The sequence below is a fragment of the Flagellimonas okinawensis genome (assembly GCF_029194005.1).
In the GTDB taxonomy this organism is placed as follows: Bacteria; Bacteroidota; Bacteroidia; order Flavobacteriales; family Flavobacteriaceae; genus Flagellimonas; species Flagellimonas okinawensis.
Window position 1 is genome coordinate 49,030 of sequence record NZ_JARFVA010000008.1, and the last position, 26,983, is coordinate 76,012.

The following is a 26,983-nucleotide window of genomic DNA, read 5'->3' on the forward strand; positions in this document are numbered from 1 at the left end:
GATCAATCCTTTTCTGATTTTTTATAATGGTATCTGATTTCAATGTTCTGACCATCTTCCCCAACATTGCTCTCGATAAAATTACCTTGTTCATCAAAATGTTGTAAAAAGGGATCCTCTTCCTCCCTATAATCATCCCGTTCCCAATCGTATTTACGAACCTCTGGCACTTTTACTTTAGTAATCAAAGCCAATACCAAACCAGTTGCAAAACCAGACAGATGGCCTTCCCATGAAATTCCATCCTTAACCGGAAAAATATACCAGATCATACTTCCATAAATAAAGACCACAATAAGCGAAAGAGCTACCAATCGGTAATTTTTGGCTAAAATTCCTTTAAAAAATATGAAGCTGGCCAGTAGATAAATAACACCACTGGCACCAATATGATAAGATGGCCTTGCTATTATCCAGGTCAGTAAACCGGAAACAAGTGTGCCAAAAATCAGCACTCGTAGAGCAGCACTTCGATAAAAGTAGAATAGAAATGCCATTAAAACAGCTAAGGGAATTGTGTTATTGTACAAGTGAGCGACCGACCCGTGGATAAACGGACTGAACAACACTCCCTTTAACCCTGATAGCTTTCGTGGATAAATGCCGTAGTCATTTAGGTTGACACCGAATTTTACTTCGACCCAAAAAACAATCCATATGGTCAAAATCGCCATTAAAGGCGCTATTACAACAGTATTGGAAAGTTTAAATGAATTAGAATACATATGCTCACAAAATCAAACATCTCGCCATAAGCCTGAATATAAACAAATTGTCAGGTTAAGACGTAAAACCTTTCTAATACAAGAACAATAGACCATCAAATTTATTTTATTTTTGACCTATGAACGAACCCTTGGCAGAACGGATACGTCCAAAAACACTGGATGACTACATCAGTCAGCAACACTTGGTGGGTAAGCAAGGTGCTTTGACCAACCAAATTAAAAGCGGTATTATCCCTTCGCTTATTCTCTGGGGACCTCCTGGTACCGGAAAAACTACCTTGGCCAATATAATTGCCACGGAGAGCCAACGTCCCTTTTACACCTTGAGTGCCATTAGTAGTGGTGTTAAGGATGTTCGGGAAGTAATAGACAAGGCTAAGCAAAGTGGTGGTTTGTTCACATCCAAAAACCCCATTCTTTTTATTGACGAGATTCACCGGTTTAGCAAATCGCAACAAGATTCGTTGCTCGGCGCCGTGGAAAAAGGATGGGTTACACTTGTTGGCGCAACTACCGAGAACCCAAGTTTTGAGGTAATCCCGGCACTTTTGTCCAGATGCCAAGTCTACACTTTAAATTCCTTTGGAAAGGATGACCTTGTGGCCCTATTGGAGCGCGCTATAGAAACCGACACCTATCTTTCGAAAAAGGACATCGAACTAAAGGAAACAGATGCCTTATTGCGTTTATCTGGAGGGGATGGGAGGAAGTTGCTCAACATCTTCGAACTGATCGTTAATTCAGAACCAAATGGAAAAATTGTCATAACAAATGACCTTGTACTCAACAAGGTCCAAAGCAATACAGTTCGTTATGATAAAACAGGGGAACAACACTATGATATTATTTCCGCTTTTATTAAAAGTGTTCGTGGAAGCGACCCCAATGCCGCTGTTTACTGGTTGGCCCGGATGATTGAAGGAGGTGAGGATGTAAAGTTCATTGCTCGCAGAATGATGATTTTGGCATCGGAAGATATTGGAAATGCCAATCCAACCGCACTTGTAATAGCCAATACCACGTTCCAATCGGTGACAACTATAGGATACCCCGAGGCACGAATTATTTTAAGCCAATGCGCTACGTACTTGGCAAGTTCACCTAAAAGTAACGCCAGCTACATGGCCATTAACGAGGCACAGCAAAAAGTACGTCAAACTGGAGACTTATCTGTACCAATTCCCCTGAGGAACGCTCCAACCAAACTGATGAAGGATTTGGGGTATGGAAAAGGGTATGCCTACGCCCATGACTACCAAAACAATTTTGTGGATTTTGAATTTCTTCCCGAAGAAATTAAAGGCACTTCATTTTATCGACCGGGGAACAATCCAAGAGAAAACGCCATGAAAGACTTTTTAAAGAAAAGATGGAAGGACAAGTATGATTTCTAAAACTTGATGTTCAGCTCTTTTTGGACCTTCTCACCGTTTTCCGAGTACTCCAACAACCATTTTCCATCCTTTTCAAAGACAACGGCATTGTGCCCCTGAAAATCAGTCATAAAAACGTTTTCCATTGAAGTTTCTTCCAGTTTAAGGACAACTTTGGGGGTACTATCCACTAACTGATAGCCGTTTGCCGTTGGTTGGGCGTATAAAAGGTCGGATGGAACCTGCGTGTTTAATGCTTCTTTATTCTCACCCTGAACAATATTGGTCGGTTTTGGCTCGACACTCTTATAAACCTGTTCCTCTTTGGTAGCTTTCTGTTCCAGCACATGTTCTTTGGTCGCTTCGTCAACCTTTTTTACATCATCTTTAAAACTGATGACAACTGTTGCCGGTTCTTCAACTTCCTCTTCTTTTGGTTCGGGTTCGTAGGTGTATTTCATACCAGCAAAAGAAACAAATGCATTTTGAAGGGCCTCTCGATAAGACTTGTCATACTCCTTGGACTTGCTTGTCCCCTCTTCCGATCTAAATATTTCGAGGTTGTTACAATCCTTTAAAGTAATGATCACTTTTGTGGTAAACAAAGAAGAGGTATCAATAATATCAGCAACCAGCCCCAAACATCTTTCATTGGCCAAATCCTTGGGCAAAGCATCATCGTAGACCGCATTGAACCCATTTTCCGTGAAATAATATTTCATTAAAGTACTGGACTGGTACTTGTTCGTAGCATCAAATGCTTCAAATCTCTTAGGGACAATTATATATTTATAACTGTTCAGTTGTGCGTTCACACCATTGGTGAACACTATTAAAAAAAGTAATATGTACAATACGTTAGACCTCATATCGATGGATAATCAATTATCGTTCCAAGATATGATATTAAATCCGAACTGTAAAGAAGCATAATGACTGTCGGCAATATTGGAATAACTCAGAAGGTTATCGGCCAACACATAAAAATTTACTGGGCCTAACTGAAGATTGGCACCCAAGCCTACATTGGTAATAGAATACTTATCAATGGTGTAGGTCCCTTTTAAAGATAATGTCCTACCAAACCTTCTTTGGTAAAATCCGGTCAAAGCAGCTTGCACACCTTTGGGTCTTTTGAGCATAAATAATTGTCCGCCAATACTGTTTCTATAATAATCGCGATTTGTTCCACCTCCAGAATTTACCCCACAGCCGCAATTATCGAACACAGGGTTTCCTCCTTCTCCAAAATCATAACGAATGGAACCGTACACCTTTACCGGTCTCCAAGAAATGTAACCGGATTGGTTTTCTCCATGTGGCAGAGCGGCATCGATCTCATCCAATAATTCTTGCCATAGATCATTGTTTACGTTATTAATATCCTGAGGCAGAAACACGGAAATCCCATCTGTGGTAGTACTTCCGCTAAAAGTATAATTCCAGACGTCTTTGGAGTTGCTGATAAACCCAAGATCCAATATACTTCCTGTAATCGTTGTTTGTGGGTTAAGCTCATAACTGAATCCAAAATCCAGGCCCAGGCCTAGATTCCCACCAAAAAGCACTCTTTCCGTGAATAGACTTGTCACATCCTTTTGGGTGGTTCCGGTATCTTCTTCAACAATATCATAAAACCCTCTTACCCCTGCTGTCTGAAGTTGCATATCGGCATTAATTGTACTTTCGTAAACATTGTTTTGGCCCGGGGTGGTAACAAAAGAACCTGAATTGTTGATGGATTGGAACTGGAAGATACTGGAGTAGATTTTTGCCCTGGCACCCACTGTCAGTGCAGCACTTACTTTTCGGTTTATGCCAAAGTGAAAGACATTCACCATTTCACCTCGAAGATTTAAATCGCCAAGGTCAAAACTCCTCCCAATATTATTGCCTCCATTCCCTTCAAAAGCCAAAATGGCCAAGTCTTTGGGCCAATAGGAAATAACATCCATTTCTCCGTACATTCCAAAGGAATAGTAGTCATCTGGTCTGTTCTTGCCCCTGAAGCCCACAGTAAATCCTTCTATTTGGCTAGTGGTGCTAAAATCGTCCCTATCCCCCATTACAGCCAACAATCGATCTTGTACCTTGGTCGTAAAATCCACACCATCATTGGCAAATAAATCATTCACGGTTACCCCGCTTGTAGCACCTTGAAAGGATAATCCGGACAACACAGGAATCCCTGCATACCATTTTTGTGACGTCTTCACCCCCGGATTGACCATCAAGGATTGCGGAATCTCATAAAAGTCGTATAGCAGCTCCTTGTTTTGAGCAAAAACGGACATACTACAAAACAGAACGAGAAATAAAAACTTTGCTACTATCCTCATTGTAGTTGAAATAAGAATTCTGCTCCTGATCGCAATATTATTTTTGGATTTTCTGCTGGCGAAACGCTATTGGCATCACTTAAGTTTGTCGCGGACACCCTTAAACTTGATGTATTTGTAAGTATCTGCAAGCGCTTGCCTCCCGGGCCATAAAAAACCTCCCTGACCACGGTATCCGTAGGACCTGCTTCAATATCAAAAGTTTCCACGTCCAATATATTTCCGGAGTCATCTATAAAACCGATGATAACCCTTAGCTGCTTGCTCGTGGAATTGTCTATTTCGTAGGTAATGGTCCCCTCCAATAAATTATCGGCCACATAGGTCTCATTAAAAGCATTGAAGTTTGTTTCCTGATAATAAAATGTATTGAGCGAACCTGCGGAATTAATGGTAGCCTCATCGGATTCCAGATAAAATAGTCCAGAGGCCAAAGTTGGGGTGACCTGTAAATCGTTGATTTGATCAAAATCTTGTTCTTCCGTACATGCAAGGGCAAAAAGCAACATTACCGCCATTGCAAAAACGGTCTGGGGAAATCTTTTCATAGCCAAAAACATTTTCAAGTGTCCGTATTATAGGGTATGCAACTCTTAATATAACTCTATAAAATGTTTTTTATTTCAATAAGGTCATCAATCATTACGCACTCACCATGATTTGAATCTTTATGGAAATTATAGTGGAGCACCTGCATGCCCATAGCTTTTGCGCCAAGAATATCGGCTTCCAGGTTATCCCCAATCATCAATGAGTTTTTGGGTGCTACTTGGGCCATATCCAAAGCCATTTCAAAAATATACGGATGTGGCTTTTTTACACCGGCCATCTCCGAATTCACCACTTTTTGGAAATATTGATGGATACTACTGCCACGAAGTTTTTTCTCCTGTACTTCTTGAAAACCGTTGGTTATAATATGGAGCCGGTATTTTGGAAAAAGATATTCCAAAACCTGCACAGCATTGGGCAGCAGATGTGTAAAGGATGAAAGATAGGCGATATAATCGTGTGCCAACACATCAATAACCTCATCCGACACTTCTGCCTTAAGGGCATCAAAAGTTTTTCTTAATCGTTGATAACGTAGCTCTGATTTGGTAATCCCGTTTTCTCTATACAAGGCCCACATCTGAAAATTAATGGGCGCATATACTTCTAAAAATGATTCCAAATTGACATCCACCTTGTTATCTGCCAATATTTTGGCAAAGGTGAGGGCCGAGTTTTTCTCAAAATCCCACAAGGTGTGGTCCAAATCAAAAAAGACATCGGTTACTTCGTGCTCAAACATAGTAACGTTTTAAAATGGATTGATATAGCTCCATCCAGTCCAAGGGTTGTTTACCTCCCAAAAGCTCGTTCGAAAAAACCAAAACAAAATCACCTTTGACCTGCTTGACCAATCGATAGACTTCATCCATTTTTTCAAAAACTTCATCTTTCTTTTTATACTTGGTCAAAGCATAATCGTGCATTGCGAAAGGGTGTATTTTTATGGGTTGCCTCGCTTCCGTATTAATATCATAAAAGTAAAAGGGAGTGCAGGTCCCTGCCCTAAATCCTATTTCGTGTGTGTAGCCCATGGAAAAATCATCGGTAAACTCGGTTTCCACCAAATTCCTATAAGTCGCTGGCACGTTCACCTTGTTGTACCTTAAACGGGCATAGTTAATCGGCCTATTGATAAGGTTGCCCAATTGCTTCTTTTCTTCTCGCAGCACATCTTTGTCCGAAGTGGAGACAAATGAAGTACTGAGCGAAACAATGCTATAGTCGGCCACGGATTTTATTAGATAACGGAAACGATTGTTATTTGTGGACACGTTTTTATCGTGGGCAGAGTGTTTGGCAAACTGAAAAAAGAACATGGTTTTTATGGGCCATTTTTTATGAATTTCCACCAATTCAAAAAAGTTATCATAAGGATCTTTGCGCAGTCTTAATATCACTGATAACCGTTCCCAAAGGTTTCGGAATTTCAGGTTTCCCAGGTCCAGTAAAAATCCACCAATGCTCCTAACAAATCCCCGCATGGCATAGGCGTGGGACGTAGTAACATTTATGATGGAAGTAAAACTGTAAGCTTTCTCCTTATTTTCCAAGTCTGGAAAGCGTTCTTTTAGGACATCCAATAATTTGTAGGCCCAAAGATCAACCACTGGTAGTTCCAAAAACTTATGTTGGTACGCTATACTTTCCTTAACAGGAAACCTTCCCACACTATCCTTAACATGTGGCAAATACTCTTCGTATCTGCTCAACAGAAAAAAGCTAGCTGAAAAAACATCAAAAGGTATGGTACTCTTATCCCCTGCTGCGAAAAAACATGGAGTACCATCCCAATCAGAAACCTTAATTTCCAAATCGTTGATACCTTGCTCGAACAACAGATCGTTACTCCTTATAAAAAACTCATTTTGCAACGGCTGTTTGGAGTAGGTCATTTTAGGACCATTGTGCTTTATAAAATCTTCCACCTTGGTAGTAAAGGCCATTTCTACTCCTAAGATTTTTTCAAAAATCTGCTTGGCGGTATAATTGAGCCTGTTGGTAACCTTATGGGTAAAGATCAATAACATACGCTATAATATTCCTTTATCGGCAAAACTGAGGTATTGCTGTTGGGACAAGATCAAATGGTCAAGAACCTTAATGTCCAATGCCTCGGAAGCCATTTTTAATTTTTGGGTCAACTGCTTGTCCGCTTTGCTGGGCTGCAATGTTCCTGATGGATGATTGTGTGCAAGTATTATGCCTACGGCTCCAAGTTCCAATGCCTGTTTTAAAACCAATCTAACATCTACCAATGTTCCGGTAATACCGCCTTTGCTCAATTGGGCCTTATGCACAACCTTGTTGGAATTGTTTAGGTATACGACCCAAAACTCTTCATGTTGCAACTCGCCAAGCAAGGGATAGAGCAGTTCAAAAACATCATGGCTACTTTTAATCTGAGTAATCTTTACATTGTCCTCCAACCTCCTTCTTCTTCCCATTTCCAGAGCCGCTGCAATTGTTACGGCCTTGGCCTCGCCAATTCCCTTGAAACGCATTAATTGGTTCACTGATAGCTTACCAAGTTCATTCAAATTATGGTTTACGGATGCTAATATTCGCTTGGCAAGTTCCACGGCACTTTCGTTCCTGCTGCCGGAACCAATTAAAATGGCTATTAGCTCTGCATCGGAAAGCACTGAACTTCCTTTTTGCACCAATTTTTCCCTAGGGCGGTCATCATCTGCCCAGTTTTTTATGGAAAAGGAAGCTAGTTTTTCTTGCATGGCCTAAAGATAGGAGAATAATTTTATGTAATTTTCATTATAAATCTTTCCTTATGAAATCCCTTTTCAATAGCGAGGCCCACCAAGAAATTTTGGAACGAATCAACCAACTTTCGGAATCTTCGGAAAGGAAGTGGGGCAACATGCAAGTGGGTCAAATGCTTCACCATTGTCAGTTTCCACTCAAAATATCTTTGGGTCGGTATAACCCCAATGGTAAATCGAACCTCATGCTCAAGTTAATGGGAAAGTTCTTTAAAAAGAGCCTTTATAACGATAAGCCATGGAAACAAGGCTTACCAACTGCTAAGGGATTCAAGGTCGTGGACCAAAAAGATATCGCCGAAGAAAGAGAGGTGCTGATTGAACTCATCAATTATTTCCATTCAAAAAAAGACCAAAAAGAATGGGACCCACACCCCGTATTTGGCTCGTTTACGCCCCGAACAATGGGGACAAATGCAATACAAGCATCTAGATCATCATCTGAGACAATTTGGGATTTAAATTCTTATTTTCTTGTGCTCGTCAATTGAAAACGCGCATTCTTCAATCCGTTACAATACCTAATGTAAAAACAACCTATTTTTTTACATATTCTAAACCAAAAATAGGTGATGGTGGACCGCATTAAGAAGAACTAAAAACCTCTAATATCGAGTTCAACCCGAAGTTTTTAAAGGACAGCAATTATTTATAGGTGACCATGGCCTCATAAAACTCCACTTCGTCTACTCCCATTTGCTGACAAATCCACTTGACCCCCATCATATTTCTCAAGTCATTGGCATCCGTAATTTCCATTGGCATTTCGCCATCCGGTGTATCTAGAAAAACTTGACCAGCTTCTTCCTGATACGTTGGAGTCTCATATGGGAATTTTCTAATTGGGTTTTCGGATGATTCCACCCGGTTTTTCACCTCGAGATCCTCATTGTTATAGGTAATGCTCCCCCCCTTTACGATACAATCCACAAATATGTTGAACTGGTGCGCGTAGCTTTCAAAATCCATATACAAACCACCTTCCTTAAAATCAATATCGCTCAACAAAGCTATGTTTGGCTGGTACTTATGAAATTGTGGAGTTTCATCAATTACAGATGCAGCGCCAGCAACACCTTCGATAACAATAAAATCGTTTTTCTCCGTCAATCGAACACCATTTGCCTCTCTAAAGGCATAATCCACTTCAATATCATTATAGGCCAACACATGCAAAATCATTGAAGTCACCCTTGCCGTAGCGTCACTTCCTGCAACAACAACCCGCGTTTTAAACTTACTCAACTCGAACAACAATTCCGGACACGAAATTATTTTTAGCCCTAATTCTCGGGCCTTGAGCAATTCAGGATTGTCTTTTTTAACGGTTGTTCCTACTACGACCATATCCAACCTATCATTGATTTTATCCAAAAACCAACCAGCTTCATTAGTTTCCAGTCCATTTTCCACCAACATGGTTTTTAAGGAATCATCAAAAGTATCATCACTTCCGGTGATGGTTTCTCCTTTTTTATGCAAGGCAATAGCCAAATTGAACATACTAACCTCGCCCCAACCTATAAAATGTAGCTGCATTATTTCTGTTTAAAGCTCAAAAATAGCCAATGCACATACCAATACAAACATGGAAGCTCTATATTAATTTCTATCTTGGTGCTAAATTTGAGAACAATGAACCTATCAGAAATCAAATCAAAGGAAATAATGCCGGGCTACCATGGCAAACTTGTACATGGAGAACGCATGAGTTGGGTGTTTTGGGATGTGGAACAAGACGCTGAAGTACCCGAACACCAGCACGACCATGAACAAATTATGCATGTGGTGGAGGGCACTTTTGAATTCACCCTTAATGGAGAAAAAGGAGTTTACACCGCTGGAGACATCGTGGTAATTCCATCGAACGTGCCACATAGTGGAAAAGCATTGACTCCTTGTAAATTAATGGACATTTTTAGTCCTGTTAGAGAAGAATACCGATAGCCATGAATATATCGTTAAAAGGCAAAAAAGCCCTCGTAGGGGGCAGCAGTAAAGGAATTGGAGAGGCCATAGCGCGTCAACTGGCCGAAAGCGGGGCAAGTGTTACCCTAATGGCGCGTAGTGAGGGACGGATGCAAGAAATAATTGATGAAATGGACAGTTCCCAAGGGCAAAAGCACCAATACCTCTCGGTGGATTTTACCGATTTTGAAGCCTACAAAGCAAAAATATCAGCCTATTTTGAAACCAATTCGGTGGATATTTTGGTCAACAACACCCAAGGACCAGAAGGTGGGGGCGCATTGGAAAAAAATGTTGAGGATTACCAAAATGCTTTTGACCTGCTTTTTAAATCTGTGGTGTACACTACGGAACTTGCCCTAAAACATATGCAGAAAAACAAATGGGGACGCATTATTACTGTCGCATCCATTTCGGTAAAGGAACCATTGAATTATTTGGCATTGTCCAACACTATTCGGGCAGCCGTCGTCACTTGGGGCAAAAGTTTGGCGTACGACGTGGCCAAAGATGGCATCACCGTAAACAGCACCTTAACCGGTTATTTTGATACGGACCGAATTGCCCAATTAAACTCCAAAAAGGCAGAAAAACTTGGGATTTCTACCAGTGAGGTGCGTTCCAACATGGAAGAGCAAGTTCCTGTAAAGCGCATTGGGAACCCAAAAGAATATGGCTATTTGGTTACGTTTTTAGCATCTGACAATGCCGCCTTTATAACAGGGACCAATATTCCAATCGATGGTGGGCTGTTAAAATCAATGTAGATCAAAGACTCATACGGTCTTTAAAAATATAGGATTGCCTGCGGGAAACCTCTACTTCTTCCCCATTTTTAAGGGTAAGCTTTAGTTTACCATTGAACCAAGGCACGACATTTTCAATATAATTGGTATTCACAATTTGTTGACGATTGGCTCTAAAAAAAGATGTTTCGGGCAGCTTTTCCTCCACTTGGTTCAACGATTTGTAGAGCATCGGTTTTTTATCCTCAAAAAAGACACGGGTATAGTTGCCCACAATTTCGAAAAGGGAAATGTCTCCGATTTTCACCAACCAACAAGCTTCTCCATCCTTGATAAAAATCTGGCTGTTCTCTGACAACCTTTTGGCCGTGGATGAGTTTTCTTCTTTAGAAGACATCTTGGAACGTACTTTTTCCAAGGCCATATCAAATCTTTTATTGCTTACTGGTTTCAACAAATAATCCAGGGCATTGTACTCAAAGGATTTAATGGCATACTCATCATAAGCTGTGGTGAAAACGGTGATCGGTACATCATCCAACATTTCCAACAAATCAAAACCGTCTTTTTCTGGCATATTAATGTCCAAAAACAATAAATCCGGTGATTCGGACACTATAAGCTCCACTCCATCATCCACATTGCTCGCCTCTCCAACAAGCTCCAAATTATCATGAAGTTTAATCAGCTCTTTCAGCTCATTCCGTGCTAGCCTGGAGTCCTCAACGATTACCGCTCTTATCTTCATGCCAATGGTATTTTAATTTTTGCCACTACCTCATCCGATATTTCCTCCAATTTAAAGGATGCTTTGTCGGCATACAACAATTTTAATCGCTGTTCAATATTGATCAATCCCAACTTGGTGGAATCTTTCGAGATTTTCAGTTTTCCCGTATTCCGGACCTCAATAAACAAATCGTCGCCCTTTTTGAAAATGGACAATAATATGCGACCTCCATTTTTCAGGTTGGAAATACCGTGTTTTGCGGCATTTTCAATCAGTAGCTGAATAATCATCGGTGGAATCCTGAGGTCCAGCGTTTCCTCCTCGATTTGTTTTACGAACTCCAACCGGTCCTCGAACTGTATTTTGGATAGGTCGATATAGTTATCCACCACCTCCAACTCTTCTCGTACAGGAATATCGTTAATATTGTTCTTAGTGAGCGAATACCTGATTATCTCGGATAGTTTGGTGATCATTTCCCGTGATTTCTCCACATCTTCCAACATGAGACCACGGATATTATTGAGGCTGTTGAACATGAAATGTGGATTGATCTGGCCCTTTAACGTGTTCAATTGTGCTTGCTTGAGCGTTGTATTGAGTTCCAGTCGCTCTATACGGTTCTGGTTAAGTTTCAAAAGCAGTTTGATCACCAAATAGGTTATTGTCCAAGCTCCCACCAAAAAGAGCGAATTCAGTACTTGGACCATAATCTTGTCGTAGCCTTCGAACATATGCATTTCCACCTCGGTAATCTCTGGGCCGAACTCTATGTAGATATATCCAAAAAACACATTTAAAAGACCAAAAATGGCGGACGCGATAAGTGTGGAGACCATTATTTTAATGACCTCTTTACCACCAAAGGAATCAAAATGAACGTTTCTTTTCAGATACCATCGCAATATCGAGGTTGAAAATACTCCTATAAAAATTCCCACAACCACCGAGTAGATGGTCATCTCCAAACTTATGTTCTGGGGAATCAATATTGCAATGGAATTGATGAACCCCCATCCCAATAACTGAAGAACCCAAAAGGCAATATTTCTCCTACGTGAACTTAATTCCATTCCTTTGGGCATGTAACGCCCATTATTTAATTATGCCGGTTAGGCTTAAGCTAAACTAAGATTTTTGTACCGCTTTTCTCTTAAAAGGATTGCAGCAAGATTTTCGTTGTGGCAAAAAGGCAATCCACATCATGGCAGAACCGGAATAGAAAAATGGAAAATACGATGCATATTCCCATGCATTGAACCTTCCGTAGATACCTACCAATACACCAAGGACCCCCAGTGCAAATACAACTTTCTGTTTTGTGTTTAGTTTTTTCATATTGATGAATTTAATGCTTTTAGCAGCTGATTATAAAATAATACTTACTAAGAGTGAAATGATAAATTTAGCTAGTGCAATCATAACTGTTCGATTTTTGATTTTAATTCTGAAGCTAAAGTACTGGACAATACTTGTCTGTAGAAGTGATTTATGACAAGTGGTAATTTTGACCAATCGAACGGTAAAATCAATTGATATCACAAACACAAAGAGGTAACAAACTGATTTTAAAGGCTATTTCACCTTTGGAGGAAACTTAGAAAACACTTTTTTTACAATGGCTCTAAGTTTTTCCTCGCGCACACTGGGCGAGGCATTTTCACGGAGTCCACTTTCGGCAACGGCTTGCCAAACAAGTGCATCACGCTGTGCATCGATCAAATCAAATTGAATGCTCCGCTGTAAACTTGGGCCTCCGATGGGCAAACCTACCGATATGCCACCACCCACATTTCTTCCTCCCCCACCAATTCCCACGCCAACATTGTTGTTTGGGGCACCCCTAAATTCTGTACTGAATAGATTAATGTACAGTTCCGGTTCTTCGGCCAAACGATATCCTCTTGACTGCATGGTGGAATCAAGGGTTCTCAACAGTCTTTTTTCATCCAACTGGCTTAAACCTGACTGCATATCCGCATAATAGTTATAGGTCGTATAACTTGAAAAGTCTACCGCTTTATCGTAATCATAATTTACCCTGACGGAACTACAGGAAGCCAAGGCAAATACCAATAGTATGGAAAGTAAATAACGCATGATGAACATTTGGGTCCATCTAAAATTAATCAATATATTGATTGGATACCTAGAAGATCGAGCACTATTCGTTCAATAGCTTCCAAAGCCTATCTTTCAATTGCTGTATTCCCAATCCACTTACCGATGAAATGAACATATAGGGAACATCCTTAAAATCCTCCTTCATATCCTCGTTCATTTCATCTATAAGTTCCTGATCCAGCATATCACATTTGGAAATGGCCACTATGCGCGCTTTATCCAACAACTCAGGATTGTAACGCCTTAATTCATCCAATAAGATGTTGTATTCCTGGCTAATATCCTTGCTATCCGCAGGAATCAAAAATAATAGGGTCGCATTACGTTCTATATGACGCAGAAAATAATGGCCGAGCCCCTTGCCTTCTGCGGCACCTTCAATTATTCCAGGAATATCGGCCATAACAAAACTTTGAAAGTCCCGATATTCCACTATGCCCAAATTAGGCTTTAAGGTAGTAAACTCGTAATTCGCTATTTTGGGTTTAGCGGAAGTCATTACCGAAAGAAGTGTTGATTTCCCCGCATTGGGAAAACCGACCAAACCAACATCTGCCAATACCTTTAACTCTAAGGTCAAATAGGTTTCTTGACCCTTGATTCCCGGCTGTGCATATCTTGGTGTCTGATTGGTGGCACTTTTAAAATGCCAATTTCCAAGACCGCCCATACCTCCTTCGAGCACAATTTTTTCTTCACCGTCTTCGGTGATTTCAAAAAGTATTTCGTTGGTTTCCGTGTTGCGCACCACCGTACCCAAAGGCACTTCAAGATACACATCTTCTCCATCGGCACCTGTACTACGACTTTTACTTCCGTGTTCACCGTGTCCGGCCTTGAAATGTTTTTTGAATTTAAAATGGACCAGTGTCCATAAATTCTTGTTCCCTTTGATTATAACATGACCTCCACGACCACCATCACCACCATCAGGGCCGCCCTTGGCCACATATTTTTCACGACGCAAATGCGCAGAGCCCTTGCCCCCGTTTCCGGAAGCAACGTGAACCTTTACATAGTCGACAAAATTTCCTTCGGTCATATCCTAAAATAAGTAAAATCTGTTCGGATGGAGCAATTATAGGGAATCGATCACCTTGCTCAAACGCTCGGTAATTTCATCTATCTCACCAATTCCATTTACAGAATGGAATTTACCCTGTTCCTCGTAGTATGCTTTTAAGGGAGCTGTTTTCTCGTTGTATTCATCAAAACGGTTACGAATCTTGCTCTCGTCCTGATCGTCTGAACGTCCACTGCTTTTTCCGCGCTCCAACAAACGGGCCACCAAAATATCATCCTCCGCTTCAAGAGCTATGGTCGCATTAACTTTCATATCCTTGGATTCCAAGAAATTGTCCAATGCTTCTGCCTGAGCTGCCGTACGAGGGAACCCGTCAAAAATAAACCCTGCCGCATCTGGATTTTTCTCCACTTCGGCTTTCAACATATCAATAGTCACCTCATCGGGTACCAAATCACCTTTATCAATATAGGATTTGGCCAAATTGCCTAACTCTGTACCATTTTTAATATTGTAACGGAAAACATCGCCCGTAGAAATATGTTTCAGGTTATACTTTTCCTTTAGGAACCCCGCTTGGGTACCTTTTCCAGCTCCTGGCTTTCCAAAAAGCACTAGGTTGATCATATCTGTTTGATTTAATTGGTAAACTTCTCTAAGATTTCGACCCAACTCGTTATAGTCCAAACCGTACCCCACTATAAAATGATCTGGGATTTCCAGACCTACATAATCTATGGAGTACTCACCATTGTACACATCTGACTTATAGAAAAGGGTGCCTATCTTAAATTCCTTGACATTGGTATTGGAAAAAAGATGTACTAGTTGTTTTAATGTACGGCCAGTATCCACCACATCTTCCAAAATTATGACACTTTTCCCTTCCATTTCCTCCGGAACATCCAAAAGGGTCTCAACGATCCCCGTGGAAGTCAATCCCTGGTATGAGCTCAATCGTACAAAAGAAACCTCGCACGGATGCTGATAAGCCTTAAGAAAATCGGACACGAACATAAAGGCACCATTGAGCACCCCAACGAACAAAGGGGTCTCATCCTTATAATCCTCGGCGATCTCCTTCGCCATTTTATCTATGGCAGCAAGGATCTGCTCTTCCTTTAAATATGGCTTAAAAAATTTATCGTGTAGCTTAATCAATGTGTTCAAGTGATGTTCAGGTTGGCAAAGATACTATTTTTAAGGGTGCTAACCCCAGTGATCTTTTAAAGCCTCGTGGATTTCATGTATTTTTGCTCACATTCAATTTAAAAAGCAATGCAATTTTTCTCTTCCAATTTTAAACTGGGAATTTTAGGTGGTGGTCAACTCGGCAAAATGATGCTCTACGAAACCAGAAAATGGGATATTCAAACCAAAGTAATGGACGCGTCCAACGAGGCCCCATGCAGAATTGCCTGTGATGAGTTTGTGCAGGGCAGTCTGATGGATTTCGATACGGTTTATGCTTTTGGAAAAGATGTTGATGTACTTACCATCGAAATTGAAAATGTAAATGTAGATGCCCTTGAGAAACTGGAGCACGAAGGCATCAAGGTATTTCCTCCAACCAAGACATTGAGAACCATCCAGAACAAAGCGGTCCAAAAATTGTTTTATACCGATCATAGTATTCCCACTGCCCCATTTACACGTTTTGCCTATACTTCAGAAATAGAGGACAGCATAAACAATGGAGGCGTTTCCCTACCCTTTGTTTGGAAAAGTGCTCAATTCGGGTATGATGGGCAGGGCGTTAAGGTGGTACGAAAAATAGAGGACCTCACTGACCTTCCCAATGTGGAATGTATTGCAGAGCAAATGATCGACTTTAAAAATGAGTTGGCCGTTATTGTAGCAAGGAACTCCAAAGGTGAAGTAAAAACCTATCCTGTGGTAGAAATGGAATTTCATCCAGAGGCCAACCAAGTGGAATATGTTATTTGCCCAGCGCGTATAGATGATGCCGTAGCCAAAAAGGCACAGGAAGTAGCTTTAAAGGTTTCCGAGCACATGAAACATGTTGGTCTCCTTGCCGTGGAAATGTTCCAAACCAAAGACGATCGTATTTTGGTAAATGAATCTGCACCACGACCGCATAACAGTGGGCATTACAGCATTGAGGCCGGATATACCAACCAGTTTGAACAACACATACGAGCCATATTGGGCCTACCTTTGGGAAAAACAGATAGTAAAGTAGCTGGAATTATGGTTAACTTGGTAGGTGCCGAGGGCCACACCGGTGACGTGGTATACGAAAACATGGAAAAAATATTGGAAATGGATGGCGTTACCCCGCACATTTATGGAAAAAAACAAACCAGGCCCTTCAGAAAAATGGGACATGTGACCATAGTGGATGAAGATATGGCCAGAGCAAGGCAAGTAGCCCAGCAAGTAAAAGAAACCATTAAAGTGATAAGCAAATAAGATATGAGCAAAGTAGCCGTGATTATGGGAAGCACAAGCGACCTTCCCGTTATGCAAGATGCCATTGATGTATTAAAGGAACTGGGTATCGATGTTGATGTTGATATTGTATCAGCTCACCGAACTCCCGAAAAATTGTTCAGTTTTAGCAAAAGCGCACACACCAATGGCTATTCTGTTATTATTGCAGGTGCAGGAGGCGCTGCGCATTTGCCCGGTATGGTAGCATCACTTTCACCATTGCCGGTCATCGGGGTTCCTGTTAAGAGCAGTAATTCCATAGATGGATGGGATTCTGTTTTATCCATATTACAAATGCCCGGGGGTGTTCCCGTGGCCACAGTTGCCTTGAACGGTGCAAAAAATGCAGGAATTCTTGCCGCCCAGATAATTGGAAGCTCTGATAGCAACATATTGAAAAATATTATCTCCTATAAAGAAGGATTAAAAGAAAAAGTAATCAAAGGAGCTGAGGAAGTAAAGAAAACATTCTAAAATCAATCTCAATAGCTCATGAACTATAATCAGATTGGGATATTACTTGGGATTTTCGCCATTGCCTTTTTTGGTTTTACCCTAAAAAAAATAGGCAATCCTTATGTAAAAGGCATATGGAAAAGCGGCCTCTTGGTCTTCACGCTGTATACGGCCCTTTTGATTTATTTTGAAATACGCTGGCAATTTATCTCTGATTATGCCAGCAAATACGATTTGAACGGAAATGGTTTTGTAGACCTTAACGAGTATTCGGAAGAAGCCATTGCGGCCATGAACCGAAAAACTTATGGGGCGACGGTAAGAAACTATGCCCCAGTGACCATGGCAGTTTTTTCTTCCATAGTTGGTTTTGCCTATTTGATTAGTGATTGGGCCGTAGTACGTTTAAAAAACAAAGAACAGAAGTAACATTTATGAACAATCCATTATTGGAGCCATTTGATCTAGCTCCATTTGCCAAAATAAAGAACGAACATTTTAAGCCAGCATTTCTTCAGGCCATCGAGGACACCAAAAAAGAAATCGATGTTATCGTTAACAATCCAGAACCTCCTACATTTAAAAACACCTTGGAAGCCTTGGATTTTTCCGGTCAACAATTGGATCGTATCTCGAGTATTTTTTTCAATTTGAATTCTGCCGAGACCAACGAGGAAATCCAAAAAATTGCCCAAGAAGTATCTCCCCTATTATCGGAGTTCAGCAACGATATCACTTTAAACGAAGGGCTCTTTGAACGAATTAAGACAGTTTACGAACAAAGAGATTCCTTGGACCTTACCGAAGAACAGCAGACCCTTCTCGAAAAGAAATACAAGAATTTTAGTAGAAACGGAGCCAATTTAAAAGAAGAAAATAAAAAGCGACTTCGAGAGATCGATGCCGAACTATCTAAGCTAAAACTCACCTTTGGAGAAAATGTATTGGCCGAGACCAATAAATACGAAATGTTGCTGACAGATGAAAAAGATCTGGAGGGTCTTCCCGAAGGCACTAAAGAAGCTGCAGCCCAATTGGCGGAATCCAAAGGAAAGGAAGGTTGGTTGATCACATTGGATTACCCAAGCTACATCCCTTTTATGAAATATGCCAAAAATAGAGCACTGCGCAAGGAACTTTCCATGGCGTTTGGCAGTAAAGGTTTCCATAATGATGAGCTGGACAATCAAGAAAACGTAAAGCGCATTGTAAATCTTCGCCATGAAAGGGCCAACCTTTTAGGTTACAAAACCCATGCAGATTTTGTTCTTGAAGAACGGATGGCGGAGACCCCTGAAAAAGTAAAGGAATTTCTCAACGAACTTTTGGAAAAAGCCAAACCAGCAGCAGATCGTGAATTTGCCGAATTAGAGGACTACGCCAAGGAACTGGACAATATTGATCGGCTAGAAAAATGGGACAGCGCATATTATTCCGAGAAGTTGAAGCAAAAACTGTTCAATTTAGATGACGAAAAACTGAAGCCCTACTTTAAACTGGAGAATGTAATAGCTGGTGTGTTCAAGGTTGCAGAAAAACTTTTCGGGCTTACTTTTAAGGAAGTTAACCATGTGGATACATACCACAAAGAGGTAAAAACCTATGAAGTATATGATGAGGGTAACTTTATCTCTCTTTTTTATGCCGATTTTCATCCTAGACCCGGAAAACGTGGTGGCGCTTGGATGACATCGTACAAACCACAGTATACGTTAAATGGAAAAAACAGTAGGCCTCATATCTCGAATGTTTGCAATTTTACCAAACCCACAAGCTCCAAACCCTCATTGCTCACCTTCAACGAGGTGACCACATTGTTCCATGAATTTGGACATGCCCTTCACGGCATGTTGGCCAATACCACCTACCCTAGCCTGTCAGGGACTTCGGTATATTGGGATTTTGTGGAACTACCTAGCCAGGTTCTGGAAAATTGGTGCTACGAAAAAGAGGCTTTGGAACTCTTTGCCCATCATTACGAAACAGGAGAATTGATTCCAATGGAACTGGTGGAAAAAATCAAGGAATCAGCCACTTTCCAAGAAGGAATGGCAACGGTACGTCAGTTGAGTTTTGGACTATTGGATATGGCTTGGCACGGAAACGACCCGTCGAACATTGAGGATGTAAAGGCATTTGAGATAAAAGCTTTTGAAAGCACCAACCTCTTTCCTGAAACACCGGAAACGTGCATGAGCACATCGTTTTCACACATTTTCCAAGGAGGGTATTCATCTGGCTATTATAGTTATAAATGGGCGGAAGTATTGGATGCGGATGCCTTCGCTTACTTTAAGGAAAATGGGATATTCAGTAAAATGGTCGCTAATAAATTTAAAGAGCATGTGCTTTCCAAAGGGGGCACGGAAAACCCCATGGACCTATACGTTCGTTTTAGGGGTGCAGAGCCAAATATTGATGCCCTATTAAAGCGGGCCGGGCTGATTTAACCTACTTTGGACAAAATAAAAATTAGCGCTCGCGATCAATAATTTTGCGAATTTTACTATCTTTTTTGTTTTAAACTGACATTTCAGCTTAAGATTAACCCCAACCTATCCGTAAATGGCCGCCAACTCCCATTTTTTTAAACAATCCAAAAGCTTATGAAAAATTGGGACATAGAGGATTCGGTACCTGTCAACTTATATAAAGAAATCGTCAAGCTAGCCAAAATTGGAATCTATGAACTTGACGTGGCCACGAACGAAATTTATTGGAGCGATGTAACCAAAGAAATTGTTGAAGTCCCGAAAGACTTTGTGCCGACCATGGAAAATATCAAAAATATTTTCGCTGACGGGCATTACAAGGACAAAGCAAAAGAGGCCATGAACAATGCTTTGACCAATGGCGAACCATATGATGTGGACCTTGAAGTACTGACTGCCAAAGGGAATATCCGATATGTACGTAATGTTGGTCACCCAAAAATGGAGAACGGAAACTGCTTAAAAATTGTTGGGTTTTTACAAGACATAACCGATAGAAAAAAGACCAAACTCGAACTCGCCAAGAAAAATCATCAGCTGACCCTCGCAGAACAACTATCCCAAATAGGCTACTGGGAATGGAATATTGTGAAGGATAAGATCATCTGGTCAGATAACCTGTACAGGATTTTTGACATGGAATTGGGCACGCCTATCCATTTTGAGCGTGTTGTCTCTGCTATTCACCCAGATGACAGGGAAATATTTCGTGAAAATGCCGAAACGATCATAGTCGAAAAAAAGTTCAGAAAGTTCATGCACCGAATAATCCATAAGAACGGTAAGGTGCACACCGTTGAATTGATCGGCGAATTGATCACCAACAAAAAAGGTGAAGTAATTAAAATGATCGGCACTACCCAAGACATAACGGAGCAGCGAATGTCCGAAATCAAATTTAGAGGGCTGCTCGATTCCGCACCGGACACAACGGTAATCGTAAATCAAGAAGGAATAATCCACTTGATCAACAAACAGGCCGAAAAAATGTTTGGCTATAGACCTTCGGAACTTATAGGTCAGCATTTAACTACACTGGTTCCAAACAGACTATGGGACACTATGGAGTTTTATGCCAATTCATTTTTTAAGGCTCCCAAACACACAGGCCTACCTGCCGATCTAGATTTTTTCGTACATAACAAATCAGGTTTTCAAATACCGGTCCAAGTTACTTTAAGCCCTCTTGAAACTTCCGAGGGCCTCCTGGTTTCCATCGCCATTAGGGACATTACCGCGCAAAAGCAAGCAGCCCACCGCATATTGGAAACAAATAAAAGCTTAAAAGAATCTGCGAAACGCCTTAAAGCTCAAAACAGGCAATTGGAGGAATTCAATCAGATTACTTCGCATAATTTAAGATCTCCGGTGAGTAATCTTAAAGCGCTAGTTGATATTTACAAAACCGAGAGCGATGTTGAATTAAAAAAAGAGATCATCGATAAAATAGAGTCCGTAACAAATCATTTAACATGGACCTTGGACACATTGGTAGAATCTTTGATCATCAAAAAAAAATCGCAGCAGTCATTGGAGAAAATCAATTTTGAAAAAACATTGATCAAAACAAAGGAAATGTTGGCGGCCGAAATTGCAAAAAATAAGGCCTCGATTTCCTATGATTTTTCAGAAGTACCAAATACAATGTACAACAAGGTTTATCTGGAAAGCATTTTTCTTAACTTAATAAGCAATTCTCTTAAATACAGGGCCGAGGAGAGAGCTCCGGAAATCTTTGTGCATTCCAAAAACAACAATGGAACCTTACAACTGGAATTTAGGGACAACGGCCTAGGGATGAACTTGGAAAAGAATGGATCTAAACTTTTTGGATTCAGTAAGGTTTTCCACCGAAATAAAGACGCCAAAGGTGTTGGATTATTTTTAACAAAAGCCCAAGTGGATGCCATGGGCGGAAAAATTTGGGCAACCAGTGAGGAAGGCAAGGGAACTTCTTTTTTTATAAACCTATAACCAAAGATTATTATGAAACCCATCAATGTCTTTGTAGTTGATGATGACGACATCTATCAATTCACCATCGGGGTAACCCTTAAAAGTATTCCAGAAGTTGGCACCATAAAAACCTTTAACGACGGTGCAGCAGCCCTTGAGCACATTACCGTCCATAAAAATGATGAAAATGAACTTCCGGATATTATCTTTTTAGACATCAATATGCCCGTGATGGATGGTTTTCAATTCATGGAAGAATTTAATGAACTACTTCCCAAATTGACTAAAAGGGTAAAAGTGTACATGGTTTCCTCGTCCATAGATCCCAAAGACATGCAAAAAGCAAAAAGGATTGATGAAATATGCGACTACCTTGTCAAGCCATTAAAATCGAGCTATATTAAGGAGATTGTATTAAAAAAATAACACGAACCAGTATCGAACCATACAAGTTCAGACCCAAAAAGTTTTTCACTTGCATACATAGGGGCACATGGATTTTCAGGGAACTATTCAATGGAAAAATCAAAAAAATGTGTTAATCCCACCCAACTTTGTTAGGCTTACCATACAGCAACGTCTAATCCATTTTTAACCATGGAATTAGATAACCAAAAAAACTATTACATTTGGTAATTCGATAGGAATATGGCCAAACACAAACTTCAACCAGACAATTGGGTAGACCAATATGCCGATTACCTGTTCAACTATGCGGTTTCCCGTGTAAGTGATGCAGAAATTGCAAAGGATTTGGTGCAAGAAACTTTCTTTGCAGGTCTAAACTCAGCAAAAAATTATAAAGGAGATGCTGCCGAGCGCACTTGGTTAGTATCCATTCTTAAAAGAAAGGTAATTGACCATTACAGAAAAATAAACTCTAAAAAGGGTAAAGCCGAAGTGCGGATCAACTACAATTCCGATTCGGATGCAGAAGGCGATTGGTTGGAGCAACAAGTGGCAGACCCATACAGCCAGGATGGGGATAATGTGCTGGAAAACGAAGAACTTGGTTTTGCCATTCAGGATTGTATCACAAAACTGCCAAAAAAACAGGCCTTGGTATTTCGATTAAAAACTATCCAGGGAATGAGTACAGAAGATGTTTGTAATGAATTGGACATTAATCCGTCCAACCTTTGGGTAATGATCCACAGGGCAAGAACGGCACTTATGGGTTGTTTAAATGAAAATTGGTATTAGGTATGAAGATTTCATGTAAAGAGGCATCGGGCATTTGCGACAAGTCGCAATATCAGGAGGCAAGTTGGTGGGAGATCCTAAAACTTCGTGTTCATTTGATCTATTGCAAAACATGTCAGGCCTATTCCAAGAAAAACAGTGAGTTGACATCGTTGTGTGATAGGGCCGGACTTACAATGTTGTCCGAAGAGGACAAGGAAAAGATGAAGCGGGACCTCGACAAAAAACTTTAGAAAAAACTTTCAGCACACCAAAACAGGCAAAACCAGAAAATGGGAATAGCCTCTACCCAAAACATCACAAAGTATTTGGATCGCATTCTTTTCTTGGATATCATAACAAGAATCAATGCTATACCCAAAATAGCTCTTAGCAGGGTTTCCGTTTGATGTAAATGATCCTTTAAAAAAGTTAGTAGAAAAAAAATAAGCGTAAACACAATCCCCAATCGCCTGGTGTTTTTATTGCCCAAGACCTGAGGCAAAGTCCTTAAACTCTTGTCGTCCCATTGCATATCGCGTATCTCAAAGGGCAGAATCAATATTAAAACCAATAACATCCGTTGGATAAAAGTTACGGCAAAGTCCCAATCCAAGTCCATTTTAGCATCCAACACAGGCAATAAAACCGAAAAACCAGCCCACACAAAAGCTACAATGTAAATTTTTAGCCCTGCAAGGTTCCTTAGATTTTTGGCCCGCGGCAACAAGGGGACTGCATATAAAGCGGACAATACGCCCAAAACAACAGTTGCCACCCAAATTTCTTCATCCAACTGCAGCAAAAAATAAATGGCAAAAGCAAAGGAAACAAAACTAAATAGTTGGATGATTTTGTGATAAGCATTGGAGACAATCAAGTATTTATAGGCCTCCACCCCATATTTAATGAAATTGTAGCACACAATCACACTAAAAAAGATAAATCCCAACAAGTTGACATCGGAAGAACTCCCCAACAAATGAAAGGTGACCCCCGCCATTGAAATAACCGCTACGGCCACGTGAATACTGGCGTCGAGGTAAAAATCAAAAATAGCTTTTAGCGTTCGCATGCAAGAGAAATCTTATATCTTTTACCAAAGGTTAATTGGTGGTTAACAACTTTGCGCCAGAGACATTCAAAATTGACCATTTTCATTGAATTAATCCCTAATTTTGTGCACTTTATTGGATTGAACATGAACACAGAGGTTTTTGCCGCCAGACATATTGGCATCACAGAGAGAGACTTGCCCCACATGCTCAAAACCATTGGGGTGGACAACATGGAACAACTCATTTATGAGACCATTCCCGATGATATCAAATTAAAAAAACCATTGGACCTTCCCGAGGGCATAAGTGAACACGAGTTCCTATCCCATCTGGGCGAACTGGCCAAGAAAAACAAGGTTTTTAAAACCTATATTGGTTTAGGGTATCACGAATCCCTTACACCATCCGTGATCAAACGGAATATTCTGGAAAATCCAGGATGGTACACCGCATACACTCCTTACCAAGCAGAAATTGCCCAAGGGAGATTGGAGGCCCTATTAAATTTCCAGACCATGGTGGCGGACCTTACAGGAATGGAAATCGCAAATGCCTCCTTGTTGGATGAAAGTACCGCTGCCGCAGAGGCCATGAGCATGTTGTTCGAGCTTCGCAGCAGACAACAGAAAAAAAGCGGTGCCTCAAAATTCTTTGTTTCCGAGGAAATTTTGCCCCAAACATTGAGCTTGTTGGAAACAAGGGCCATTCCATTGGGCATAGAGCTCGTTATTGGCGACCATGAATCATTTGATTTTTCCGAAGAATATTATGGAGCATTATTGCAATATCCGGGAAAACATGGTCAGGTAAACGATTATGCCTCCTTTGTGGAAAAAGCCAAGGAAAAAGAGATAAAAGTCGCCGTTGCAGCAGACATTCTAAGTTTGGTGATGCTTACTCCTCCAGGTGAGTGGGGTGTAGATGCCGTAGTGGGGACTACACAACGTTTTGGTATTCCTCTTGGTTATGGAGGACCACACGCCGCATTCTTTGCCACCAAAGAAGCTTATAAAAGAAATATTCCGGGACGTATCATTGGAATTACCAAAGATACTGACGGAAACCATGCCCTGCGTATGGCGCTTCAAACTAGGGAGCAGCATATAAAAAGGGACAAAGCGACCTCAAATATTTGTACTGCCCAGGTATTATTGGCCGTCATGGCAGGTATGTATGCCGTTTATCACGGGCCTGAAGGATTGAAATATATAGCGGGAAAAGTTCATTACAATACACGAAAATTGTCCAAAGCTCTGGAAGCCTATGGATTTGAACAATTAAACGATGCTTATTTTGATACCATCCAAGTAAAGGTTAAAAATACGGAACGACTCAAAGAAGTGGCGGAAGGCAAGAGCATCAACTTACATTACATTGATGACACTACGGTTTCTGTCTCGTTGAACGAGGCTGTTTCCAATACTGATTTGGAGAATTTGATTTCTTGCTTTGCAGAGTCTCATGACTTGGAAGCAAAATCTTTGGGTGACATAGAAATGGACAATACCATTCCAACTAGCCTAAAAAGACAAGCCCCATTTATGGAGCACGAGGTTTTCAACTCATATCATTCAGAGACCGAGTTGATGCGATATATCAAAAAATTGGAACGCAAGGATTTGGCATTGAACCAGTCCATGATTTCCTTGGGAAGCTGTACCATGAAGCTGAACGCTGCATCGGAAATGTTGCCATTGAGCTGGGGAGAATGGGGCAACATCCATCCATTTGTGCCTTTAAATCAAGCCGAGGGCTACCAGGAAGTATTAAAATCCTTGGAAGAGCAACTGAATGTGATTACCGGTTTTTCGGCCACTTCCCTTCAGCCCAACTCAGGAGCACAGGGAGAATATGCTGGTTTGATGGTCATCCGAGCCTACCACGAATCTAGAGGCGAAGGTCACCGAAACATTTGCTTGATTCCGGCTTCGGCACACGGTACAAACCCTGCTTCGGCTGTAATGGCCGGAATGAAAGTCGTTGTAACCAAAACAGACGAAAAAGGAAATATTGACCTATCGGATTTAGAGGAAAAAGTGAAGCAACATGCAGATAATCTTTCTGCGCTTATGGTCACCTATCCTTCTACGCATGGGGTATTTGAATCTTCAATCCGACAGATCACCAAACTCATTCATGACAATGGTGGCCAAGTGTATATGGACGGTGCAAATATGAATGCACAGGTAGGATTGACAAATCCTGCAACCATTGGAGCCGATGTTTGCCACTTGAACCTGCACAAAACCTTTGCTATTCCACATGGAGGTGGAGGACCAGGTGTAGGACCCATTTGTGTTGCTGAGCAATTAAAACCGTTTTTGCCAACCAACCCAGTAATTCCAACAGGGGGAGAAAATGCCATTACAGCCATTTCCTCTGCACCATGGGGAAGTGCTTTGGTATGTTTGATTTCCTACGGGTACATCAAAATGTTGGGAGCAGAAGGCTTAGCGAACGCAACTAAGGCCGCTATTCTAAATGCCAATTACATCAAGGATCGCCTAAAAGGCAAGTTCGATGTATTGTACACTGGTGAACGTGGACGTGCAGCCCACGAAATGATCATTGACTGTAGACCTTTTAAAGTCAATGGAATTGAAGTGACCGATATTGCCAAACGTCTTATCGACTATGGATTCCACGCGCCAACAGTTTCTTTTCCAGTGGCAGGTACGCTAATGATCGAACCAACAGAGAGTGAAAGTCGTGCTGAATTAGATCGTTTTTGTGATGCTTTATTGTCGATTAGAGAAGAAATTGATGAAGCCACAGCTGAAGAGACGGACAACGTACTAAAAAATGCACCCCATACCTTGGGCATGCTGACCAGCGATTCTTGGGAACACCCTTACAGTCGTGAAAAAGCAGCCTTCCCGTTACCATATATTGCCGAGAATAAATTTTGGCCTAGTATTAGAAGAACGGACGAAGCGTTTGGGGATCGTAATTTAATGTGCACCTGTGCACCTATCGAAGATTACATAGAAGCATAAAAAGCGTTATAAATACTGATAAAAGCCT

At 40.9% G+C, this 26,983-nt stretch carries 28 protein-coding genes; 13 read left to right on the top strand and 15 right to left on the bottom strand.

The genetic code is table 11. The annotated features are described in order from the left end of the window. Positions 1–2 precede the first annotated feature (2 nt). Entirely contained in the window at positions 3–674 is a 672-nt protein-coding gene (locus tag PY091_RS17215; RefSeq protein WP_275650734.1) for a rhomboid family intramembrane serine protease, read from the bottom strand. 170 nt (positions 675–844) lie between these two features. On the opposite strand from PY091_RS17215, the gene PY091_RS17220 reads away from it, so the two are divergent. Beyond that, positions 845–2,122, top strand: coding sequence for a replication-associated recombination protein A (locus PY091_RS17220; protein WP_275650735.1), 1,278 nt, complete (start codon positions 845–847; stop codon positions 2,120–2,122). Here the strand turns inward: PY091_RS17220 and PY091_RS17225 are convergent. The 6 genes from PY091_RS17225 to radC are packed head-to-tail and all read right to left on the bottom strand — an operon-like array spanning position 2,119 to position 7,724. Continuing rightward, positions 2,119–2,970: a hypothetical protein gene (locus PY091_RS17225; RefSeq protein WP_275650736.1), complete on the bottom strand. Its 852-nt coding sequence runs from the start codon at positions 2,968–2,970 to the stop codon at positions 2,119–2,121. The two genes, PY091_RS17220 and PY091_RS17225, sit on opposite strands and share 4 nt — an antisense overlap. Positions 2,971–2,982: 12 nt before the next feature. After that, positions 2,983–4,440, bottom strand: a complete 1,458-nt coding sequence (locus PY091_RS17230; RefSeq protein WP_275650737.1) for a DUF5723 family protein — start codon at positions 4,438–4,440, stop codon at positions 2,983–2,985. Next, positions 4,437–4,988 (bottom strand): hypothetical protein, encoded by a 552-nt coding sequence (locus PY091_RS17235; protein WP_275650738.1) that lies wholly within the window; start codon positions 4,986–4,988, stop codon positions 4,437–4,439. Before PY091_RS17235 ends, PY091_RS17230 begins: the two co-directional genes overlap by 4 nt. A gap of 56 nt (positions 4,989–5,044) precedes the next feature. Further along, the gene (locus PY091_RS17240) at positions 5,045–5,734 is read right to left on the bottom strand and encodes a YjjG family noncanonical pyrimidine nucleotidase (protein WP_275650739.1); all 690 of its coding nucleotides are present in this window, start codon (positions 5,732–5,734) and stop codon (positions 5,045–5,047) included. Beyond that, positions 5,727–7,022 (bottom strand): polysaccharide deacetylase family protein, encoded by a 1,296-nt coding sequence (locus tag PY091_RS17245; protein WP_275650740.1) that lies wholly within the window; start codon positions 7,020–7,022, stop codon positions 5,727–5,729. Before PY091_RS17245 ends, PY091_RS17240 begins: the two co-directional genes overlap by 8 nt. Positions 7,023–7,025: 3 nt before the next feature. Continuing rightward, the gene (gene radC / locus PY091_RS17250) at positions 7,026–7,724 is read right to left on the bottom strand and encodes a RadC family protein (RefSeq protein WP_275650741.1); all 699 of its coding nucleotides are present in this window, start codon (positions 7,722–7,724) and stop codon (positions 7,026–7,028) included. A 53-nt stretch (positions 7,725–7,777) separates the two neighbouring features. Here radC and PY091_RS18735 point away from each other — a divergent pair, with 53 nt between their 5' ends. Next, positions 7,778–8,260, top strand: a complete 483-nt coding sequence (locus tag PY091_RS18735) for a DUF1569 domain-containing protein (protein ID WP_313790394.1) — start codon at positions 7,778–7,780, stop codon at positions 8,258–8,260. A gap of 154 nt (positions 8,261–8,414) precedes the next feature. Here the strand turns inward: PY091_RS18735 and PY091_RS17260 are convergent, their stop codons facing one another. Further along, complete coding sequence (locus tag PY091_RS17260) at positions 8,415–9,308, bottom strand: Mur ligase domain-containing protein (RefSeq protein ID WP_275650742.1); 894 nt, start codon at positions 9,306–9,308, stop codon at positions 8,415–8,417. Between the two features lie 96 nt (positions 9,309–9,404). Here PY091_RS17260 and PY091_RS17265 point away from each other — a divergent pair, with 96 nt between their 5' ends. Together PY091_RS17265 and PY091_RS17270 are read left to right on the top strand one after the other, a co-directional pair. Further along, a complete protein-coding gene (locus PY091_RS17265) occupies positions 9,405–9,716 on the top strand; it encodes a cupin domain-containing protein (protein WP_275650743.1) in 312 nt (103 codons plus the stop codon). Between the two features lie 2 nt (positions 9,717–9,718). Then, positions 9,719–10,504, top strand: coding sequence for an SDR family oxidoreductase (locus PY091_RS17270; RefSeq protein ID WP_275650744.1), 786 nt, complete (start codon positions 9,719–9,721; stop codon positions 10,502–10,504). Between the two features lies 1 nt (position 10,505). Here the strand turns inward: PY091_RS17270 and PY091_RS17275 are convergent, their stop codons facing one another. The 6 genes from PY091_RS17275 to PY091_RS17300 all read right to left on the bottom strand — a co-directional run bounded on the left by PY091_RS17275 (position 10,506) and on the right by PY091_RS17300 (position 15,522). After that, positions 10,506–11,231 (bottom strand): LytR/AlgR family response regulator transcription factor, encoded by a 726-nt coding sequence (locus PY091_RS17275; RefSeq protein ID WP_275650745.1) that lies wholly within the window; start codon positions 11,229–11,231, stop codon positions 10,506–10,508. Next, positions 11,228–12,298, bottom strand: a complete 1,071-nt coding sequence (locus PY091_RS17280) for a sensor histidine kinase (RefSeq protein WP_275650746.1) — start codon at positions 12,296–12,298, stop codon at positions 11,228–11,230. Before PY091_RS17280 ends, PY091_RS17275 begins: the two co-directional genes overlap by 4 nt. Positions 12,299–12,341: 43 nt before the next feature. Continuing rightward, on the bottom strand, positions 12,342–12,551 hold the full coding sequence (locus PY091_RS17285) for a hypothetical protein (protein ID WP_275650747.1): 210 nt from the start codon (positions 12,549–12,551) through the stop codon (positions 12,342–12,344). A 237-nt stretch (positions 12,552–12,788) separates the two neighbouring features. Next, the gene (locus PY091_RS17290) at positions 12,789–13,313 is read right to left on the bottom strand and encodes a DUF4136 domain-containing protein (RefSeq protein WP_275650748.1); all 525 of its coding nucleotides are present in this window, start codon (positions 13,311–13,313) and stop codon (positions 12,789–12,791) included. A gap of 64 nt (positions 13,314–13,377) precedes the next feature. Continuing rightward, positions 13,378–14,379, bottom strand: coding sequence for a GTPase ObgE (gene obgE, locus PY091_RS17295; protein ID WP_275650749.1), 1,002 nt, complete (start codon positions 14,377–14,379; stop codon positions 13,378–13,380). A 36-nt stretch (positions 14,380–14,415) separates the two neighbouring features. Then, entirely contained in the window at positions 14,416–15,522 is a 1,107-nt protein-coding gene (locus PY091_RS17300; protein WP_275650787.1) for an adenylate kinase, read from the bottom strand. A 117-nt stretch (positions 15,523–15,639) separates the two neighbouring features. On the opposite strand from PY091_RS17300, the gene PY091_RS17305 reads away from it, so the two are divergent. The 8 genes from PY091_RS17305 (at position 15,640) to PY091_RS17340 (ending at position 23,155) form a co-directional block, all read left to right on the top strand. Further along, positions 15,640–16,794, top strand: a complete 1,155-nt coding sequence (locus PY091_RS17305) for a 5-(carboxyamino)imidazole ribonucleotide synthase (protein ID WP_275650750.1) — start codon at positions 15,640–15,642, stop codon at positions 16,792–16,794. A gap of 3 nt (positions 16,795–16,797) precedes the next feature. Continuing rightward, positions 16,798–17,289, top strand: a complete 492-nt coding sequence (gene purE / locus PY091_RS17310; protein WP_275650751.1) for a 5-(carboxyamino)imidazole ribonucleotide mutase — start codon at positions 16,798–16,800, stop codon at positions 17,287–17,289. A gap of 18 nt (positions 17,290–17,307) precedes the next feature. Further along, positions 17,308–17,700: a hypothetical protein gene (locus PY091_RS17315; protein WP_275650752.1), complete on the top strand. Its 393-nt coding sequence runs from the start codon at positions 17,308–17,310 to the stop codon at positions 17,698–17,700. Between the two features lie 5 nt (positions 17,701–17,705). Next, entirely contained in the window at positions 17,706–19,721 is a 2,016-nt protein-coding gene (locus tag PY091_RS17320) for a M3 family metallopeptidase (RefSeq protein ID WP_275650753.1), read from the top strand. A gap of 156 nt (positions 19,722–19,877) precedes the next feature. Further along, positions 19,878–21,737 (top strand): PAS domain-containing sensor histidine kinase, encoded by a 1,860-nt coding sequence (locus tag PY091_RS17325; protein WP_275650754.1) that lies wholly within the window; start codon positions 19,878–19,880, stop codon positions 21,735–21,737. Between the two features lie 12 nt (positions 21,738–21,749). Next, on the top strand, positions 21,750–22,145 hold the full coding sequence (locus PY091_RS17330; protein ID WP_275650755.1) for a response regulator: 396 nt from the start codon (positions 21,750–21,752) through the stop codon (positions 22,143–22,145). Positions 22,146–22,367: 222 nt separating this feature from the next. Continuing rightward, entirely contained in the window at positions 22,368–22,922 is a 555-nt protein-coding gene (locus PY091_RS17335; protein ID WP_275650756.1) for a sigma-70 family RNA polymerase sigma factor, read from the top strand. A gap of 2 nt (positions 22,923–22,924) precedes the next feature. Further along, complete coding sequence (locus PY091_RS17340) at positions 22,925–23,155, top strand: hypothetical protein (protein ID WP_275650757.1); 231 nt, start codon at positions 22,925–22,927, stop codon at positions 23,153–23,155. On the opposite strand, the gene PY091_RS17345 is transcribed toward PY091_RS17340, so the two are convergent. Continuing rightward, a complete protein-coding gene (locus PY091_RS17345) occupies positions 23,152–23,976 on the bottom strand; it encodes a UbiA prenyltransferase family protein (protein WP_275650758.1) in 825 nt (274 codons plus the stop codon). The genes PY091_RS17340 and PY091_RS17345 overlap by 4 nt on opposite strands. Before the next feature lie 126 nt (positions 23,977–24,102). On the opposite strand from PY091_RS17345, the gene gcvP reads away from it, so the two are divergent. Then, positions 24,103–26,955, top strand: a complete 2,853-nt coding sequence (gene gcvP, locus PY091_RS17350; RefSeq protein ID WP_275650759.1) for an aminomethyl-transferring glycine dehydrogenase — start codon at positions 24,103–24,105, stop codon at positions 26,953–26,955. Positions 26,956–26,983 lie beyond the last annotated feature (28 nt).